Source organism: Robinsoniella peoriensis (assembly GCF_000797495.1).
In the GTDB taxonomy this organism is placed as follows: domain Bacteria; phylum Bacillota; class Clostridia; order Lachnospirales; family Lachnospiraceae; genus Robinsoniella; species Robinsoniella peoriensis.
In genome coordinates this window covers 32,906-50,600 of record NZ_JTGN01000001.1, presented here as the reverse complement: position 1 = coordinate 50,600, position 17,695 = coordinate 32,906, and the positions used below count along the sequence as shown (strand labels likewise).

The window sequence follows — 17,695 nt, the reverse complement described above, 5'->3', positions numbered from 1 at the left end:
AATTGACAAAATATAGAAATGGTGCTATATTAAAATAGTAATAGTTACTGATATTAAAAAATACAAAGGAGGATTTTACACATGGAATTAAAAGGATCAAGAACAGAAGCGAACTTACAGGCAGCATTTGCAGGTGAAAGCCAGGCAAGGAACAAATATACATATTATGCAAGCAAGGCAAAAAAAGAAGGATATGTTCAGATCTCGAATCTCTTCTTAGAGACAGCAGATAACGAAAAAGAACATGCAAAAATGTGGTTTAAATTATTACATGACGGTATGCCGGATACCCTTACAAATTTAAAAGATGCTGCAGAAGGCGAAAACTACGAATGGACTGACATGTATGCAACCTTTGCAAAAGAAGCAAAAGAAGAAGGTTTTGATCAGATTGCATACTGGTTTGAAGAAGTAGCAAAAATCGAAAAAGAGCATGAAGAAAGATATCGTAAATTGTTAGCAAATATCGAAGAAGGCAAAGTATTCATTAAAGGTGAAGAAGTAGCTTGGCAGTGTTCCAACTGTGGACATATCCACTATGGTACAGATGCTCCGGAAGTATGTCCGGTATGTTCTCATCCACAAGCTTATTTCCAGATCCAGGCTAAAAACTTCTAAAAATCATTACATAAATTTTATTAAGAAAAAACGGGTAAATCTGTGTGCATATATAATAGGAAGAAATAAGTTATCGGAATGATAATTAGTGTGCAACGGATATGAGTTGGAATATATTTAAATATAATGGAACACAGTAAAATAGCGAAACGAAATAAATGAACGAAACGTGATATAACTTATTGTAACGTGAGATATATAGTAATTAAAGATATGGAATAGATATCGAAATAATGTTGAAAATGCTGCGTGATAAATATTTAAGCGCAGCATTTTCGCATATGATAAAGGTTTACATAATATGTTAATACAAAATATCTGAATAACCTTGACATTCCTAACAATATCAACTATAATGGAACAACTGAGAAACATAAATTTTAATTTATATTTCTAAAATGCAAACGTCTGCAAAACCAAATACACCTGATCAGGGGTTGTACTGGTTTCGACGGGGGTTTTGCAATTGGAGAAGCCATCCGTGGGCCGGGACCACGCAGCAAACCGGACAAAAAATATAAACGCAGACGATAATTATTCGTTAGCAGCAGCCTAATGCTGCTTGTCGGCCTTGGGTCACTCACAGCTTAAGTCACCGGCATCAAATAATGTGAGGCACTTTGTTTCCAAAGCTTTGAGGGAATAAAAGAACTTATGAAGCTACTAAAGTCTGCAGCTTGTCATTAAGCGGCAGATAGAGGGAATGTTAAATTAATGACTGTGATGGGAGATGCTTCAATGAATAGGCTTTCGGACAGGGGTTCGATTCCCCTCAGCTCCATCTATAAAATGCTATAGGTTCTGAACGATAACAGAGGCTATAGCTTTTTTTTGTGTAAAAACCCACTATTCTGGTATGAATTACATATGTTTCTCATAATTCCGGTTGCACATTATTGTATAAAAATTTATACAATTGCAAATAAGGGAAATGTAACAAACAACCACGTTTATGACATAAATGACAATTGGCGGGGATTGACATATTCACCAAAAAGTAGGATAATAACTCTGTAGTTGGAGAACGAGCATCCGACAAAATATGCCAAGGCAAAAAATTATAAGGAGGTAGTGTTATGAAACGAATCACGAAAAGCATCATGGTGATTATGGTTATGTCGTTGTTCTTCGGATTAACTGCGAATGCTGCTGTTAAGAGCGTAACAATTACTAAACCGACCAAAGAGTCAAGCGCAGTTGTTTGGTTGACAAAGAAAGGTTCTACGATAGTAGATCTGAAGACCAGAGTTTCTGTGACGGATAATAGCAGCAAGGCTGTGACTTATAAGTCCAGCAAAAAGTCTGTAGCTTCCGTTGATGAAAAGGGTCGCGTTACCTGTAAGAGACCAGGTCAAGCTACAATCACGGTAACTTCCAAATCTGATAAAACAAAAACAGATACGATTACGCTGAATGTGAGACAAAAAGTTAAAACAGTGTCTGCTAGTAAAAAGAGTTTTAAATTATATGTTGGGAAAAAAGCATCAATCAATCCTACATATTCTCCGGATACAGCAGTATTTGATCGTTGGGGTTACAAAAACTACAATAGCAAGATTATAAGCGTTAGCAAAGATGGTGTTATCACAGCAAAGAAAATTGGTAAAACAACTATTACAGTTAAAGCTTATGATGGATTTAAAAATGGTGCGGACGCATCGTTAAAAATTCCGGTAGAAGTAAGACCTCGTTATGTATCTTCTATTGTACCAGAAAGCAAAAAAGTAGAAATAGGTGTTGGCGGCAAGCTCTTGTTAAGCCCAAAGGTTTCTCCATCAAGTGCTACGAACAAAGATCTTTCTTTTAGCTCCAGTGATCGGAAAGTAGCGACAGTTAGTAGCAATGATATTGTGACAGCAAGAAGCAAAGGAACTACTACAATTACCATTACCGCAAAAGACGGAAGTAAGAAGAGTACTAAAATTACAGTTGAAGTAAAAGATACTGTAAATGTCAAGAGTGTTGATTTAAAGGCGACAAGAAGTACTTTAACAGTAGGTGGAGCCAGAACAAAACTGAATGCAGTGACTACTCCGTCTAAAGCAACTGTCAGAACTGCATCTTATTCAACCAGCAATAAAGCGGTTGCGATTGTAGAAAAGACCAGCAAAGGTGTTGCTATGGTAAAACCTGTGGGACCTGGTACAGCTACAATTACAGTTAAGATTACAGATGGTAATTTGAACAAAGTTTATGGCAAGGTTACGGTTAAGGTTGTTCAGCCTGTAACAGGTGTTACGCTTAATACTTCAAATTTAGTACTTTCTACTGACAGTACATTTGGAGATGTAACAGCTCAGCTAACGGCAAATGTCCTTCCACAAAATGCAAGTAACAAAAATGTTACATTTGTATCCAGCAACCCAAATGTTGCAGCTGTTAATTCTTCTACCGGTCTTGTAAGTGCTAAAGCAGCCGGTACTGCAAAAATTACGGTTACGACAGCAGATGGTAAAAAGACAGCTTCTGCAGATGTGAAAGTAAATGGTGTTACTATTAACAAATTAGCGGTTAAGAAAAATGTTAGTACAGGTAACACAATTGAATTGTATGTGAATGGAAAAATGTCCTGGGATGAAAATAAGACTTCGGAAATCAGAGAAACATTGAATCGTTTTGTTGGAGATTTAGTTACGGCTGCAAAGAGTAACTTCCCAGAGTTTGCAAAAGCTTTCAATGTTGTTATGAATGGACAGACTTATAATGTTACATTAGGAAAAGATGGATTTACATTTACAAAAGATGGAAAAGATATGTTCCCAATGTTAAACGGTAAGTCATTTGATGTAGTGAAACTCACCTTTGCTCGTGGTGTGAATTCAGATCAGATCCAGAAACTTATTGATGGCATTAGTACAGGATTAATAGCTTTAGGCGACAAAGAATATAAATTTGATGGCGGACTATTTGTTGAAAGAGGTGTTTCAAAATCTAATATCACGAATATTTCCTTAAAAGATAGTCAGATCGTATTTAATATCAATGGAACTAAAGCTGCAGTTGGTACAAATAACGCAGGAGAATTAGTAATTAAAAATTCACCTGAAGTTGCTAATACAATTTATGAAGTATTCAGAAATTACCTTGTAGTAGTACAATAACAAATATCAGTTGATATTTTAAACCAAAGTTAGAAGGCAGAGGTGCCTGAAAATGGTGCCTCTGCTTTTTACCTGAAATAGGATTGGCAGGAAAAGTTATCCAGGACAGACGGAGGAACCTTAAATGAAAAAGTGGAAAACCCCCATTATATTTGCACCCATACTACTATCGACAGCAATGACGATGACAGTATACGCTGGTGACATAAATGGACCGGAATCGAGTATCATAGGAGCGGCAAGCGGGACATTTACCTATAATGGAAGAACATATGTGGCAGGAAGCGAATATCTTGGAATGCTGCAGGCGAAGCTGGCTGAAGATGGGGTAGACTTGACACAGGCGCAGGCTGACGAATTAATAGGGCAGATGTATGCTTCTGTGGGCAGCGGAGTGAATCAGGGATATCTGGTTCCAACGGATGGAGGAGACTCGGGAACGGGACAGCCTTCAACAGAACCTGATACATCAGGAAGCGATAACGGCAATGGAAATGGATCGGGAACAGGCGATAAGAAAAAACCGAATAATAAGAATGATAAAGATAAGACGGATACAGACAAACCGGGAAGTGATACAAATGAAGGCGAAGCAAATACAGCGGGCGATGGAAAAGACAATTCAAATTCAGATACATCAGATAAAAATGCATCTGCATCTATAAATTCAGATGATAGTAAAGGCGATAGAGATAGCAAAGATTCCAAAGATGCATCGAATAAAAGTCAAAAAGAAACAGATATAGCAGAGAAAAAGAAAAAACCTGAACTCTTGGATGATAATGTATACACAGATACATCTAAAGAAGAGCAGGATTACATAGATTCATTAATTAAGAATGCAGAAGGGACAAAAGGTCTTACCGAAAAAAATGATCCATCTGCAATTAACAAAGAAAATAAAGGAAACAGCTTAACCAGCATCCTTGCAAATAAAGGTCCTGTAGCAGCGATTGGTGTATTGATAGTCTTGGGTATCATTGTTGTAATACTGGCAATACGCAAGATTCGCAGAAGCGTAAAAGGATCTAAAATAGACGTAAAAAATTACATAGACATGCATAGCCACATTTTACCAGGTGTAGATGATGGTTCGAAAGATATGGAAACGACAATGAAAATGGTAGACATTGCGTACCAGCAGGGAACACGTAAAATGATTGCAACCCCGCATTACCATATCGGACATCATAAAAAAAGTAAAGTAGAGTTAGAAGAAATTTTACAAAATACTCAAAATAGGATCCATGAAAAATACCCTGATTTTGATCTATACTTAGGAAACGAGTTATTCTGTTCAGATGGAATCATCAGAAGAGTAGAAGAGGGGAAGGCATTAACCCTGGCGGGCAGCCGCTATGTACTGGTAGAATTCAGGACAGACGAATCCTATCGTAAGATTTATGAAGCGGCAACAGGATTTTTACGTGCAAGATATATTCCAATCATTGCCCACGTAGAGCGTTATAAAAATGTAATGGATAATCCCCAGAATTTAAAAGAACTGAAAAACGCAGGGGCATTACTTCAAATGAATCATGCAAGTGTGAAAAGGCACTTGAAATTGATAAAAAATGGCGATATTGATTTCCTGGCAACAGATTGTCATGATGCAGGTCACCGCACTCCGGAAATCAAAGAGTCATTGCAGCATCTGGGAACCATCTGCGATTCTGCGCAGATTAAAAAAATGTTAGTAGACAATCCAGAATGCATTTTACAAAATAAATACATTTAGAGAAAGGTAATTACGAATGGAAACCAATCAATTACAAAACGACGAAGTGGAAATTGACTTAAAAGAAATATTCTTTGTCCTCTTGCACAAATTGTGGATTATAGTATTGGCAATGGTAGTATGTGCCGGAGTTGCCGGAATATTTACAAAGACAATGATTACACCTCAGTTTAAATCTTCATCAATGTTGTATATTTTGACAAAGTCAACAAGCATCACATCCCTGGCAGATATACAGATGGGATCACAGCTAACAAAAGATTATTCTATATTAGTGGAGAGCCGTCCGGTTCTGGAAGAAGTAATCAAAAATCTGAAACTTGATCTGAAATATGAAGAGCTGTTAAAGAAGATTGAGATCTCAAATCCGGCTGATACACGAATTATAACAATTACAGTGACAGACCCGGATCCAAAAATGGCGAAGACAATTACAGATGAAGTAGCTGAAGTTGCTTCTGATCGTATTGCAGATATTATGAAGCAGGAAGACAAACCAAGTATTGTCGAGAAAGGTCATATAGCAGAGACAAAAAGTAGTCCTAGTACAGTTAAAAATTGTGCCATTGCCGGTCTCTTAGGAGCAGTAGTTGCAGCATTTATTATAATATTAATCTTTATGATGGACGATACCATTAAAACAGCAGATGACATTGAGAAGTATCTTGGAATCACAACATTAGGAACAATACCAACTGGTGATAAAAGTAAGAAACAATCCAGACAGAGAAAATTACCATTCAGGCGGTAAGGAGAAGATTATGAAAAAAGTAAATTTTGAAAAAATAGATGCACTAAATTTCCAGTCAAGTGAAGCATACAAAACTTTACGTACGAATATTCAATTTTGTGGAGAAAAAATAAAAGTTGTTTCATTTACAAGCTGCCTTCCAAACGAAGGAAAATCAACATTAGTCTTCCGGCTTGCCAGTTCTATGGCAGAGGCTGGGAAGAAAGTATTGATGATCGATGCAGATATTCGTAAATCAGTAACCGTTGCAAGATATCAGGCGGATAAAAAGGTTCAAGGTTTATCAGAGTATCTGACCGGACAATGTGCATTGGATGATTGTCTGTGCGGTACAAATATAGAAAATATGGACTTTATCTTTACTGGGCCAGTGGCTCCGAACCCATCAGAATTGCTGGGTAGTGATAAATTTGAAGAATTAATCGCCCGGTTACGTCCGGAGTATGAATACATATTTATTGATTGTCCGCCATTGGGAAGCATTATTGATGCAGCAATTGTTTCCACAGTTAGCGATGGTGCTGTATTTGTAATTGAAGCTGATATTATTAGTTATAAATTTGCGCAGAAGGTAAAACAGCAGTTGGAGAAGAGCGGTTGTAAAATCTTAGGTGCAGTATTAAATAAAGTTGATATGGATGGAAAAGGTTATTATGGCCGTTATTATGGAAAATATTATGGTAAAAAGTATGGCGGTTATTATGGCTATGGTTATGGGGAAAAAGATGTTCAAAATGCAGCAAAAGAGGCAGTAGCGGGAAATTAGATTATATTAATAGGAAACGGGAGAGTTATGAATGAACCCACGTGCAAATAAATTATATAGAACTTATATAGCAATAATTGAGTTTGCGATACTAACGGCAGTTTATTTCTTGTGTATCTATTTAAGAACAGGCAGTATAGCATTATTTCAGAGCAGTGTGTTTTTGCTGGGGTACTTTTTGCTTGTGGTATTGCGGGTTGTACTGATTAAGATTTTAGATCCCTATAAGGATATGTCTCACAGAGGATACTACAGGGAATTTCGGAATGTGTTAAAAATCAGCACATTTGAAGTTGCCCTGCTGATTGTGAGTCTGTATATGCTTGGCAAAGGAAAAGAGTTTTCAAGAACCGTATTTATAGTATTCTACTTGCTTGAGATAGTATTTGACTGGATTGTTCGTTATTGGTATAAGGAATATTTTAATACCAAGCATAAAGGTAATGGGACAAGCCAGAAGCTATTGGTGATTACTACATCTGATAAGATTGGTGCTATACTGAAAAGCATGAATGAAAATGACGATTGGTTTTATGATGTCTTTGGCTGCGCAATACTGGATAAGGAAATGACAGGGCAAACGATAGCGGGAGTTCCTGTGGTAGCCGGGCATAGTACGGTACGGCAGTATGTTATACAGAATGTGGTTGATGCTGTCTTTTTAGATGGAAATATGAAGAATGATGATTTTCAGAAGTTAATAAATCTTGTTAGTGATATAGGCAGTATGTTATATATTAATCTGGCTAACTTTGGGATGGAATTGACAAATGAGAGAATTATCAGGATAGGTGGATTTACGACGTTGGCTTCCAGCCGAAGAGAGATTTCGCCTATTCAGAATATTGCTAAAAGGGCTATGGATATTGCAGGTGGGTTGGTAGGAAGTATTTTTACGGTGTTACTAACCATTATACTTGGACTGATTATAAAGATAGATTCTCCAGGGCCTATTTTCTTTAAGCAGGAGAGGGTAGGTAGAAATGGACGTCGATTTAAGATGTTTAAGTATCGTTCTATGTATATTGATGCGGAAGCACGGAAAGCAGAGCTTATGAAGCAGAATAAGATGAGTGGGCTGATGTTTAAGATGGATAATGATCCGCGTATTACGAAGGTTGGTAAGTTTATAAGAAAAACAAGTTTGGATGAGTTTCCTCAGTTCTTTAATGTGCTGTTGGGAGATATGAGTTTGGTTGGTACCAGACCCCCTACGGTAGGGGAATTTCAGCAGTATGAATCTCATCATAAGAAGAGGCTTAGTATGAAACCGGGGCTGACTGGTCTTTGGCAGGTTAGTGGGCGGAGTGACATAACGGATTTTGAAGAGGTTGTGGAGTTGGATTCTCAGTATATTGATAGTTGGGATATTGGGATGGATTTGAAGATATTGGTGAAGACGGTGGGGGTTTTGTTTGGGGATAGGCATGCAAGCTAGGAGAATGCCTGTCTAATAGATTGTGTGTTATAATATAAAAATTACATTTTGTTTTTACAATTATGATTCCATTCTATGTTGAAGTGTTAGGAAAGATTAAAGTTTTTACGATATTAGATCTGGATAGTTTATATCAAGTAAAATTAAGAACCATTATTGTAAAGTTAAGGAAAAGCACAGTGATGCTTAATAAATTAATAGAATATACTTGAAGAAAATTGGAGGAAATATATGAAAGTTGTACTTTTAGCAGGTGGTTTTGGGACTAGAATATCTGAGGAATCGCAGTTAAAACCGAAACCAATGGTAGAAATCGGTGGAAAGCCAATCATTTGGCATATAATGAAGGAATATTCTTACTACGGTTATAATGAATTTATTATTTGTGCTGGTTACAAGCAACATGTAATTAAAGAATGGTTTGCGGACTATTTTCTTCATAACAGTGATATTACTTTTGACTTTACAAGAGGTGGTAATGATATGATAATTCATAACCAACATTGCGAACCTTGGAAAGTTACTGTGGTAGATACCGGACTTAATACTATGACGGGAGGACGTATTAAGCGTATACAACCTTTTGTAGGAAATGAAACATTTATGATGACTTATGGAGATGGTGTATGTGATGTTAATATCTCAGATTTAGTTAAGTTTCACCAAGCACATGGCAAAATTGCTACTTTAACTTCAGTGATGATTGAGCAACAAAAGGGTGTGCTGGACATTGCATATAATAATTCAGTTAGGGCATTCCGTGAGAAGAGTCAGTCTGATGGAGCTCTCATTAATGCTGGGTATATGGTATTAAATCCTAATGTTTTTGACTATATTGATTCAGATGAAACAGTTTTTGAGAAAGAGCCAATGGAGAGCATTGCAAAAATAGGTGAGTTAATGTCATTTAAACATAATGGTTTTTGGCAGTGTATGGATACAAAGCGTGAAATGAAAGAATTAGAATTGATGATTATGGATGGGACAGCTCCATGGATAAAATGGGATGAATAGTTATTAAAAATAGGGGGAATGAAAATGTTTGATTTATGTTTTTATAAAGGGAAAAAAGTACTTGTAACAGGGCATACTGGCTTTAAAGGAGCATGGCTATGTAAAATGCTTGTAAATGCTGGGGCAATTGTATGGGGGTATTCATTGGAGCCTCCCACAGAACCTTCAATCTTCAAAATTGCTGGGATTGAAAAAGATATCAATTCAGTGAGGGGTGATATTCGTGACTATAAAACATTGAAAATGTGTTTTGAGGAAGCACAACCTGAAATTGTATTTCATTTAGCTGCACAACCAATTGTTCGTGATAGTTATAAGAACCCATTATATACATACGAAACAAATGTAATGGGGACAGTTAATGTTTTAGAATGCATACGAAATAGTAGCTGCGTGAAGTCTTTTTTGAATGTAACTACAGACAAGGTTTATTTGAATAAAGAATGGGTATGGGGATATCGTGAAAGTGAAGAATTAGATGGATATGACCCGTATTCCAATTCTAAGTCGTGTTCCGAATTAGTAACTCATAGCTATAAAAACAGTTTCTTTTCTGATGGATGTGTGGCTATTTCCACGGCACGTGCTGGTAATGTTATTGGTGGTGGAGACTTTGCAAATGATCGCATCATTCCAGATTGTATACGTGCAGCAACTATAAATGAGGATATTGTTGTAAGAAATCCATTTTCTACACGTCCATATCAGCATGTGCTTGAGCCGTTATTTGTTTATTTGATGATTGCTGCCATGCAATATAAGGACAGAAACTATTCTAACTATTATAATGTGGGGCCTGATGATGCAGATTGTTTTCAAACGGGGGCACTTGTTGATTTATTTGTTAGAAAGTGGGGAGATGGAGTAAAATGGATAAATCAATATGATGGAGGACCACATGAAGCGAATTTTTTGAAATTAGATTGTTCAAGATTGAAAAATACATTTAATTGGAAACCACGTTGGAATCTAGAAATTGCTATTGAAAAAGTAGTTGAATGGAGCAAGTGTTGGATTAGTGGTGAAGATATACGATTGTGTATGGATAAACAGATTATGGAATTTTTAAAAAATTATTAATAGTAAAGGAAATATTATGAAAATTTCAGAATTAATATTAAGAGATGCTATGATAAAGCTGTTTCATAAATTTGGATTAAAAATAGATGACGCCAAGATTGTTACAAATTGCTTAATGGATGCGGAACTTGCTGGCATTTCTACCCATGGTATTTCTATGGTTCCAGAACATATTAAGAAACTAAAGAATGGTTACAGCCTAAAGGCAGAATTAGTAATTAAAAAGAGCACATCAGCATTTACAGTGTGCGATGCAGAAAATGCAATTGGAATGCTTTCTGCATGGAAGTGTATGGAAATAGCTATAGAGAAAGCTTGTATTTCAGGAATTCACATGGTTCTTTGCAATAATGCAAATACTTTTAGTGCTGCTTATTGCTATGCAAAATATGCAGTCGAGAACGGTAAAATAGCATTTATCAGTTGTAATTCGCCGGCTCAAATGGCTCCGTTAGGTGGTAAAGAAAAAATGCTTGGAACTAATCCTTTGGCTATCGGTATTCCGGCTAAGGATCAAGCACCGTTTATTTTGGATATGGCGACTAGCGCAGTTGCAAAGTCTAAAATTAACCAGGCAATTCATAATGGGGATGAAAAGATACCTTTCGGATGGGCAAGTGACATAAATGGAATTCCGACAGATAATCCACATGAGGCAGTTCGTGGGTTAATATTACCAATGGCAGGACCGAAAGGTTATGGTCAGTGTATGGCAATAGATATTATTGCCGGGGTTCTTTCACATGCATCTTACCTAGACAATGTAGGCAGATTTTATTCCAAGGATAATCAATGCATGAATGTTGGTCATTTTTTTGTTGTAATTGACCCTAAAATTGTATACGGAGAAAATTTCTATTCAGAAATGGATCTATATTTTCGTCGGGTGAGAACATCCCCCTCAGCAACGTCAACGCCAGTTCTAGTGCCTGGCGATTTAAATATGAAGTATAGAAACGACAAGATCAAGAACGGCATTGAACTTCCTGAAAAAGTCATAACTGAATTAAACGAGCTATTGATAGCAAATGAATTTGAAGAACTATCTATATAAAATTATAGTAAAAGAGAAAAGGAATGAAATAATGGAGTATACTAATAAAGTTAGAATAACATACATTTCTGTAGCTAAGGGTATAGGTATTATACTCGTTGTTATAGGGCACTGTACAATTTTTACTTATTTAAAAAATTATATTTATTTGTTTCATATGCCTTTATTTTTCTTTATATCAGGTTACTTGTTTCTAGATGATTCTTGTCAAAATATATTTCATTATACAATTAAAAAGATTAAGAGGCTGTATATACCGTTTTTGCTATGCAATCTATTTGCTTTGATATTTCATCAATGGTTTTGTAAGATTGGTATTTATTCAAGTAGTGAGTTATTTACTTCCGTTGGAGAGTTTTTAAAGCATGTTGTTAAAATTTTTTTGTGTATAAAAATGGAAGATATTGTAGCTCCACTATGGTTTTTACCTATTATGATGGTTACAAGTATTATTTTTGCTTTATTCAGAAGAATGGAACTAATATTGACATCTCCAGCATATTGTAGACATATTTTGATAGTGTTGTTATATCTTCTAGCATTTATCATGGACCCAGGTGGATTAAAGCGTGCATATATACTAGTTGCATTGGCCCTTTTGTTATTCGATTTAGGGTATACAGCAAAGCAGTTTGCACATTTTAATATTCATAAGAAGGGAAAATATGATTTAATAATAGCAGTTTGCACATTTTTAGTCTTACTGATTGGTGCTCGATATAAAACAATTAATATGATACAAATGCGAATTGGAGATCCAATTAGTTTTGTTTTTTTTAGTATCTGTGGGATATATCTTACTTTTTATGTGGCTAAAAATTTAACGGGATGGTGTGGTCGTGTGTTGGCATATTGTGGAGATCATTCTATGATTATTCTAAAATGGCATTATTATGTGTTCGCATTGGTAAGTGTTATTCAGTTAGCTATTAATCAGAATATGGTTTCTGGATTGCATGGATTTGTAATGTATAGTGAAATGTATGGTATTTTTGAAGTTATTATTTGGTCGTTTTTATACTGCTTTGCTGGAATTAGTATTCCGATAATAAGTGGATGGGTGATTAATTTAATCTTAAAAGGTAGAATTGAAAGACAACTAATAGGAGGAATAAAGAGTGAAAAAAATTAAAATATTAGATTGTACATTGCGCGATGGTGGATATGTAAATAATTGGGAATTTGGTTATAATAATATTTGTAATATAAGAAATAAATTAGAAATTACTGGAGCAGATATACTTGAACTTGGTTTTATGAGAGATGAGCCATATCAGAAGCATCGTGCAATTTACAATTCAATTGAGCAGGTAACAGATATAATCAAAGAAAAAAAAGAAGGAACAATATATTCGGCGCTAATTGAAATGGCAAATTATTATCCATTAAATTTACTTGATGCTCGTAAAGAGGATGGTCCTGATTTAATGCGATACTCTTTTTGGATGAGATGCATTGATGAAGCTTATGAATATGCAAGCAAAATAGTTGAGAAAGGCTATTTGCTTGGTGTGCAGCCAACTCGAGTAGAGCAATATAGCGATAAACAATTCGCATCTATGTGTGAGCATTTTAGTCAGTTAAATCCTTATGCTATATATATTGTAGATACCTTTGGTCTATTGTCTAAGGAAAAATTGATACATTATGCCAGAATTGCAGATGAATTTGTTGGTGAAGGAGTTCTCATTGGTTATCATGCTCATAATAATATGCAGCAGGCATTATCAAATGCAATAGCTTTTACTGAGTTAGATTTAAAACATGATGTAGTGATAGATGCCAGTGTTTATGGAATGGGACGTGGAGCGGGTAACTTGAATTTAGAACTTATTGGAAATTATCTCAATTATGCTGAACCTGATAGATTCAAAATAAATTCTGTTATAGACATCTGGGATCAAGCATTACAAGAAGTTTTTGAACGACAACCTTGGGGATATTCACTAGAATACTTTCTTGTGGCAGCAAATCAGTGTAATCCCGATTATGCGAGCTTTTATTTAAATAATTATCCTGATATGAAAGTAAGTGAATTAATTAAAATTTTAGATAAAATTCAGGGAGCCAATAAATATCTTTTTTCAATAGAAAAAGCAAAATTGTTTTATCAACAAAGTAAAATTTCATATTAAGAAGGAGTTTTTTGTTAATTAAGGAGAATTATATGTTTGTAATTTATCATAGTAGCGATTCTTTTGCCTCTGTTACGGGTGTAGCGATGCTTTCATTATTTGAAAATAATCAGCATATGGATGAAATAGAGGTCCTGTATATTGAGCGTGGTATAACAAATGAAAATAAAGCACGGCTAATGACCATTGCAGAGCGATATGGAAGAATCCTAAAATTTATGCCTATGCCCAATTGGTCAGAAAAATTTAACTTAAAGCTGCAGTCATGTAAAAATGCTTGGTTAGGTTTTGGTTATAATCGTTTATTTCTTTTGGAATATATTCCTTTAAGAATAAATCGTGTTTTATATTTAGATTCAGATACTATTGTGGAAGGACCATTGGATGAACTATGGAGTATAGATTTGACTGGTTATTATTTAGCAGGTGTTGATGACTGTCTGAGCTCAAAATATAGAAAGATTGTAGGATTATGCGATGAAGGAACTTATTGCAATGCAGGAATGTTATTGATAAATCTTAATGAATGGAGAGAATCACGAATTACCCCAATATTTATCAATAAAATTCAAGAATGCAATGGCTATTTTGTGTTTAATGAACAATCTATTTTAAATTCAATTTTTGCTGGTAAGATAAAGATTCTACCGCAGAAATATAATATGAATTCTCTTTATTATGTTTTTGATTATGAAGAATTGCTTATGTTAAGAAGACCATACAGTTTTTCATATGATAAAATTGAATACTATAATGCACGTATATATCCAGTTATAACACACTATACAGGGTTATTTTGTGTGAACAGTAGACCATGGATTATAGATAGTGATCACCCGCATAAAGATGTATTTTTAAAATATAGAGAAATGTCGCCTTGGAAAGGTATACCGCTTAGTAGCAATAATAGAAAATGGCATAGTAAAATATTAGTTAAAATAACTCATATTTTACCTAAACAGATTATGATTAAATTAGTTTCTATTTTGTATAATGATATTAGACCATTAACCTTTCAAAGAAAGTTAAAAAGGGAAAGAGAAGATTTAATGAAGGGGTGTTAAGAAGATGTATACAGTTCTTATAGTGATGTCTACATATAATGGAGAAAAATTTATACAGGAACAGATTGATAGTATATTAACACAAAAATTTGTTAAAGTTGTATTAAAAATACGTGATGATGGTTCAACCGATTCAACACCTGAGATTATACGGAAAAATGCTGTCATACATGATAATATATTATTTGATTTAGGTAATAATGTGGGATTTCAACGGAGCTTTTTTGAAACATTAATAAGTACCCCAGATTTATATGATTATTATGCATTTTCAGATCAAGATGATGTGTGGGAACCAGAAAAACTCTATCATGCTATTTCTAGGCTAGAACAGGAGCCTAGAGACGTAAAATTGTATTCTTCTGGGCTAAAAGTAGTTGACCAAGATTTGAAGTTTTTATATGACAACGTATTCAATGGACTTCGCATTTCATTTGGAAGTGCACTTACTAGACAAAGGCTCGCAGGGTGTACTATGGTATTTAGTAAGGATTTATTTCATTTATGTCAAAAATTTAAGATTACAGAACGAATGGGAAATCTATTTAGTCATGATGCTGTGGTTTACTATGTTTGTTTGGTATGCGGTGGTACAATAGCATTCGAACCCAAAGGTGAAATCAAATTTCGCCGGCATGAAGGAACAGTAACTGAACATGGAAAAGGATGTATTAAAAGAATAGGGTCGGTCCTTAATATTTTTTGCAGATTTAGAAAGCGTCGCTTTAATCAAGTTAAAGAACTTATGGCAGTATATCAAGAGCAGATGCCATATGAAATACTAAAGTTGACTGATGAAATATTGCATTACAAGGATTCAATCCATAATACATTTATGCTATGCTTAAATTCAGAAATTAATTGTGGTATAAAATCTGTTGATTTAATTAATAAACTAGCAATCCTTTTTCGTTGTTATTGAGAATAACTAGAATTTATTAGCTATATAGGTTTCATATTTTATTAGATTCAAAGGAGAAATTATGGAATTGAAATCAGAGATACCCGTTGGAATTGTACTGTATAATCCAGAGATTAAACGATTGAAAGAAAATTTAGATGCAATATATGAATTTGCTGCTGAAATTATATTAATCGATAATGCATCATGTAATTGTTATGAAATTAATTTATTAATATCTGCTTATGATAAAATAGTGTTTATACAAAACAAAAAAAATATAGGAATAGCAAGAGCACTTAATCAAATATGTAGGCAAGCTCTTAATGATGATTTTTCATATGTATTAACTCTTGATCAAGATACAGTATGCCCTGAAAATATATTTGATAAATACCAAGAATATATGTCAAGTTCTGTTGGGATTTTATGTCCAAAAATCAAAGATAGAAATTATGATAGTAATTTAAAGTTTAAAGATGATACTTCAGAAATACGTTCATGTATTACGTCAGGATCACTAGTTTTACTTAGTGCTTGGCATAATGTTAATGGCTTTGATGAAAATATGTTTATTGATAATGTGGACATTGATTTTTGTTATAGAATTCAAAAAAAAGGATATAAAATTGTATGTTTAAATACAGTATCTATATTACATGAAATTGGACATATACAAATGAGAAAATTTTTATTATGGAATGTACGCATAAAGAATCATAATGCATTTCGAAAGTACTACATAGCAAGAAATACTATTTATTTGGCTAGAAAATGTAATTCTATTTCTTTAATATTAAAATCATATTTACAGATTGTAAAGCAATATATATGTGTATTGTTTTATGAAAACAAAAAAAAAGAAAAAATAAAAGCAATTTCGAAAGGACTTATAGATGGTAATAAAATGGAGATCGATATTAGGTGGAGCTAATGATAGTAATAGAATAAAAGAGATTGACATAGCAAAAGGGATTGGTATTTTGCTTGTTATTCTAGGTCATATGGAAGATTTAACAAGTGATATTTGGAAACAATTTGCTGCTTCTTTTCATATGCCGTTGTTTTTTCTGTTATGTGGATTTTTATTTTTAGAGAATGAACCGACATTGCTAAATTGGAAAAGATTTATTCAGAAAAAAGCAAAACATATTCTAATACCTTATTTATTGTGGGCATTAATTTATTCAAACGGTATTGGAGTCAAACAGCTCATTTGTATTTTTTATGCTAATAATAAAGTCTATGCAGAAGCAGGATTATGGTTTTTACCAACTTTATTTGTAGCAGAATGTTTGTACTATTTTATTAAGTTAGTAACACAACATTCAAAACGCTTATTAGAACCATGCATTGTGATTGTTTTTGCGGTATTAAGTTTCTTAATGAATCAAATGGCAGAGGGAACTGCAATAGAACGATTAGGCTATCCCTTTTCTTTTGACATTGCACTCACCGCGGTTGTTTTTATTGCATTGGGGTATTGGGTAAAACCAGTTTTTTTCTATATTTTGAATTTTGCAAATAATAATAGAAATAAAATGTATTTAACTTTACTAGGCATTTTGTGTCTACTTAGTGTGTATATAATGTCAAGAATAAATTACAATTTTATTACGGATCATACGTTTGATAGAGTTGTTATGGCGAGAGCTAGTTATGGACTATATCCACTTTTTTTAGTTGCTGCAGCGGTGGGAAGTATTGGAATTAGTCTTTTATGCCCTATGCTAAAGAATATTAAGATATTACAGTATATAGGAAAGAATAGTCTTCTATATATGTGTCTAAATCACTTTGTGATAGTCATAGTAATGAATATAGTAGAGTATATGCCGTTTCGTATAAAGTCATTGCCTGCATTTCTTGAATTCATTATAGTGGTTATTGTCTTATTTTGTATTACTGTTGGATGCAGTTTAATGAGTGTAATATTAAATAGGTATTTACCAGTTTTAAATGGCAAACAAAAGTTATGATATTATCTGCTTTATATTTAAAATTGAAAAAACATCATAGTTGTTATAAATTTGAT

The 17,695-nt window shown here is 34.1% G+C and carries 15 protein-coding genes and 1 other RNA gene; all 16 read left to right on the top strand.

Going from position 1 to position 17,695, the window contains the following annotated elements:
- Positions 1-81 precede the first annotated feature (81 nt).
- The 16 genes from rbr (at position 82) to QR40_RS00140 (ending at position 17,639) form a co-directional block, all read left to right on the top strand.
- On the top strand, positions 82-618 hold the full coding sequence (gene rbr / locus QR40_RS00210; protein ID WP_027293863.1) for a rubrerythrin: 537 nt from the start codon (positions 82-84) through the stop codon (positions 616-618).
- A 433-nt stretch (positions 619-1,051) separates the two neighbouring features.
- Positions 1,052-1,402: a transfer-messenger RNA gene (gene ssrA, locus QR40_RS30520) on the top strand.
- Between the two features lie 292 nt (positions 1,403-1,694).
- Positions 1,695-3,719, top strand: a complete 2,025-nt coding sequence (locus QR40_RS29350; protein ID WP_052430633.1) for an Ig-like domain-containing protein — start codon at positions 1,695-1,697, stop codon at positions 3,717-3,719.
- 124 nt (positions 3,720-3,843) lie between these two features.
- A complete protein-coding gene (locus QR40_RS30630) occupies positions 3,844-5,457 on the top strand; it encodes a CpsB/CapC family capsule biosynthesis tyrosine phosphatase (protein WP_081998732.1) in 1,614 nt (537 codons plus the stop codon).
- 16 nt (positions 5,458-5,473) lie between these two features.
- Complete coding sequence (locus QR40_RS00195) at positions 5,474-6,208, top strand: YveK family protein (protein ID WP_044292857.1); 735 nt, start codon at positions 5,474-5,476, stop codon at positions 6,206-6,208.
- A gap of 10 nt (positions 6,209-6,218) precedes the next feature.
- Complete coding sequence (locus QR40_RS00190; protein ID WP_044292855.1) at positions 6,219-6,974, top strand: CpsD/CapB family tyrosine-protein kinase; 756 nt, start codon at positions 6,219-6,221, stop codon at positions 6,972-6,974.
- Positions 6,975-7,005: 31 nt separating this feature from the next.
- On the top strand, positions 7,006-8,412 hold the full coding sequence (locus QR40_RS00185) for a sugar transferase (RefSeq protein ID WP_027293868.1): 1,407 nt from the start codon (positions 7,006-7,008) through the stop codon (positions 8,410-8,412).
- 231 nt (positions 8,413-8,643) lie between these two features.
- Complete coding sequence (gene rfbF, locus QR40_RS00180) at positions 8,644-9,426, top strand: glucose-1-phosphate cytidylyltransferase (RefSeq protein WP_044292854.1); 783 nt, start codon at positions 8,644-8,646, stop codon at positions 9,424-9,426.
- 18 nt (positions 9,427-9,444) lie between these two features.
- Entirely contained in the window at positions 9,445-10,506 is a 1,062-nt protein-coding gene (rfbG, locus tag QR40_RS00175) for a CDP-glucose 4,6-dehydratase (RefSeq protein WP_200889727.1), read from the top strand.
- Positions 10,507-10,522: 16 nt separating this feature from the next.
- Positions 10,523-11,560, top strand: coding sequence for an Ldh family oxidoreductase (locus QR40_RS00170; protein WP_044292852.1), 1,038 nt, complete (start codon positions 10,523-10,525; stop codon positions 11,558-11,560).
- Entirely contained in the window at positions 11,535-12,692 is a 1,158-nt protein-coding gene (locus tag QR40_RS00165; protein ID WP_044292850.1) for an acyltransferase family protein, read from the top strand. The genes QR40_RS00170 and QR40_RS00165 overlap by 26 nt, the downstream gene beginning before the upstream one ends.
- A complete protein-coding gene (locus tag QR40_RS00160) occupies positions 12,679-13,695 on the top strand; it encodes a beta/alpha barrel domain-containing protein (RefSeq protein ID WP_044292848.1) in 1,017 nt (338 codons plus the stop codon). Before QR40_RS00165 ends, QR40_RS00160 begins: the two co-directional genes overlap by 14 nt.
- Before the next feature lie 32 nt (positions 13,696-13,727).
- Entirely contained in the window at positions 13,728-14,759 is a 1,032-nt protein-coding gene (locus tag QR40_RS00155; RefSeq protein WP_044292847.1) for a glycosyltransferase family 8 protein, read from the top strand.
- Positions 14,760-14,763: 4 nt separating this feature from the next.
- Positions 14,764-15,681, top strand: coding sequence for a glycosyltransferase (locus QR40_RS00150; protein WP_052430632.1), 918 nt, complete (start codon positions 14,764-14,766; stop codon positions 15,679-15,681).
- 61 nt (positions 15,682-15,742) lie between these two features.
- Complete coding sequence (locus tag QR40_RS00145; protein WP_044292845.1) at positions 15,743-16,594, top strand: glycosyltransferase family 2 protein; 852 nt, start codon at positions 15,743-15,745, stop codon at positions 16,592-16,594.
- On the top strand, positions 16,557-17,639 hold the full coding sequence (locus QR40_RS00140) for an acyltransferase family protein (RefSeq protein WP_044292844.1): 1,083 nt from the start codon (positions 16,557-16,559) through the stop codon (positions 17,637-17,639). The genes QR40_RS00145 and QR40_RS00140 overlap by 38 nt, the downstream gene beginning before the upstream one ends.
- The last annotated feature ends 56 nt before the right edge of the window (positions 17,640-17,695 follow it).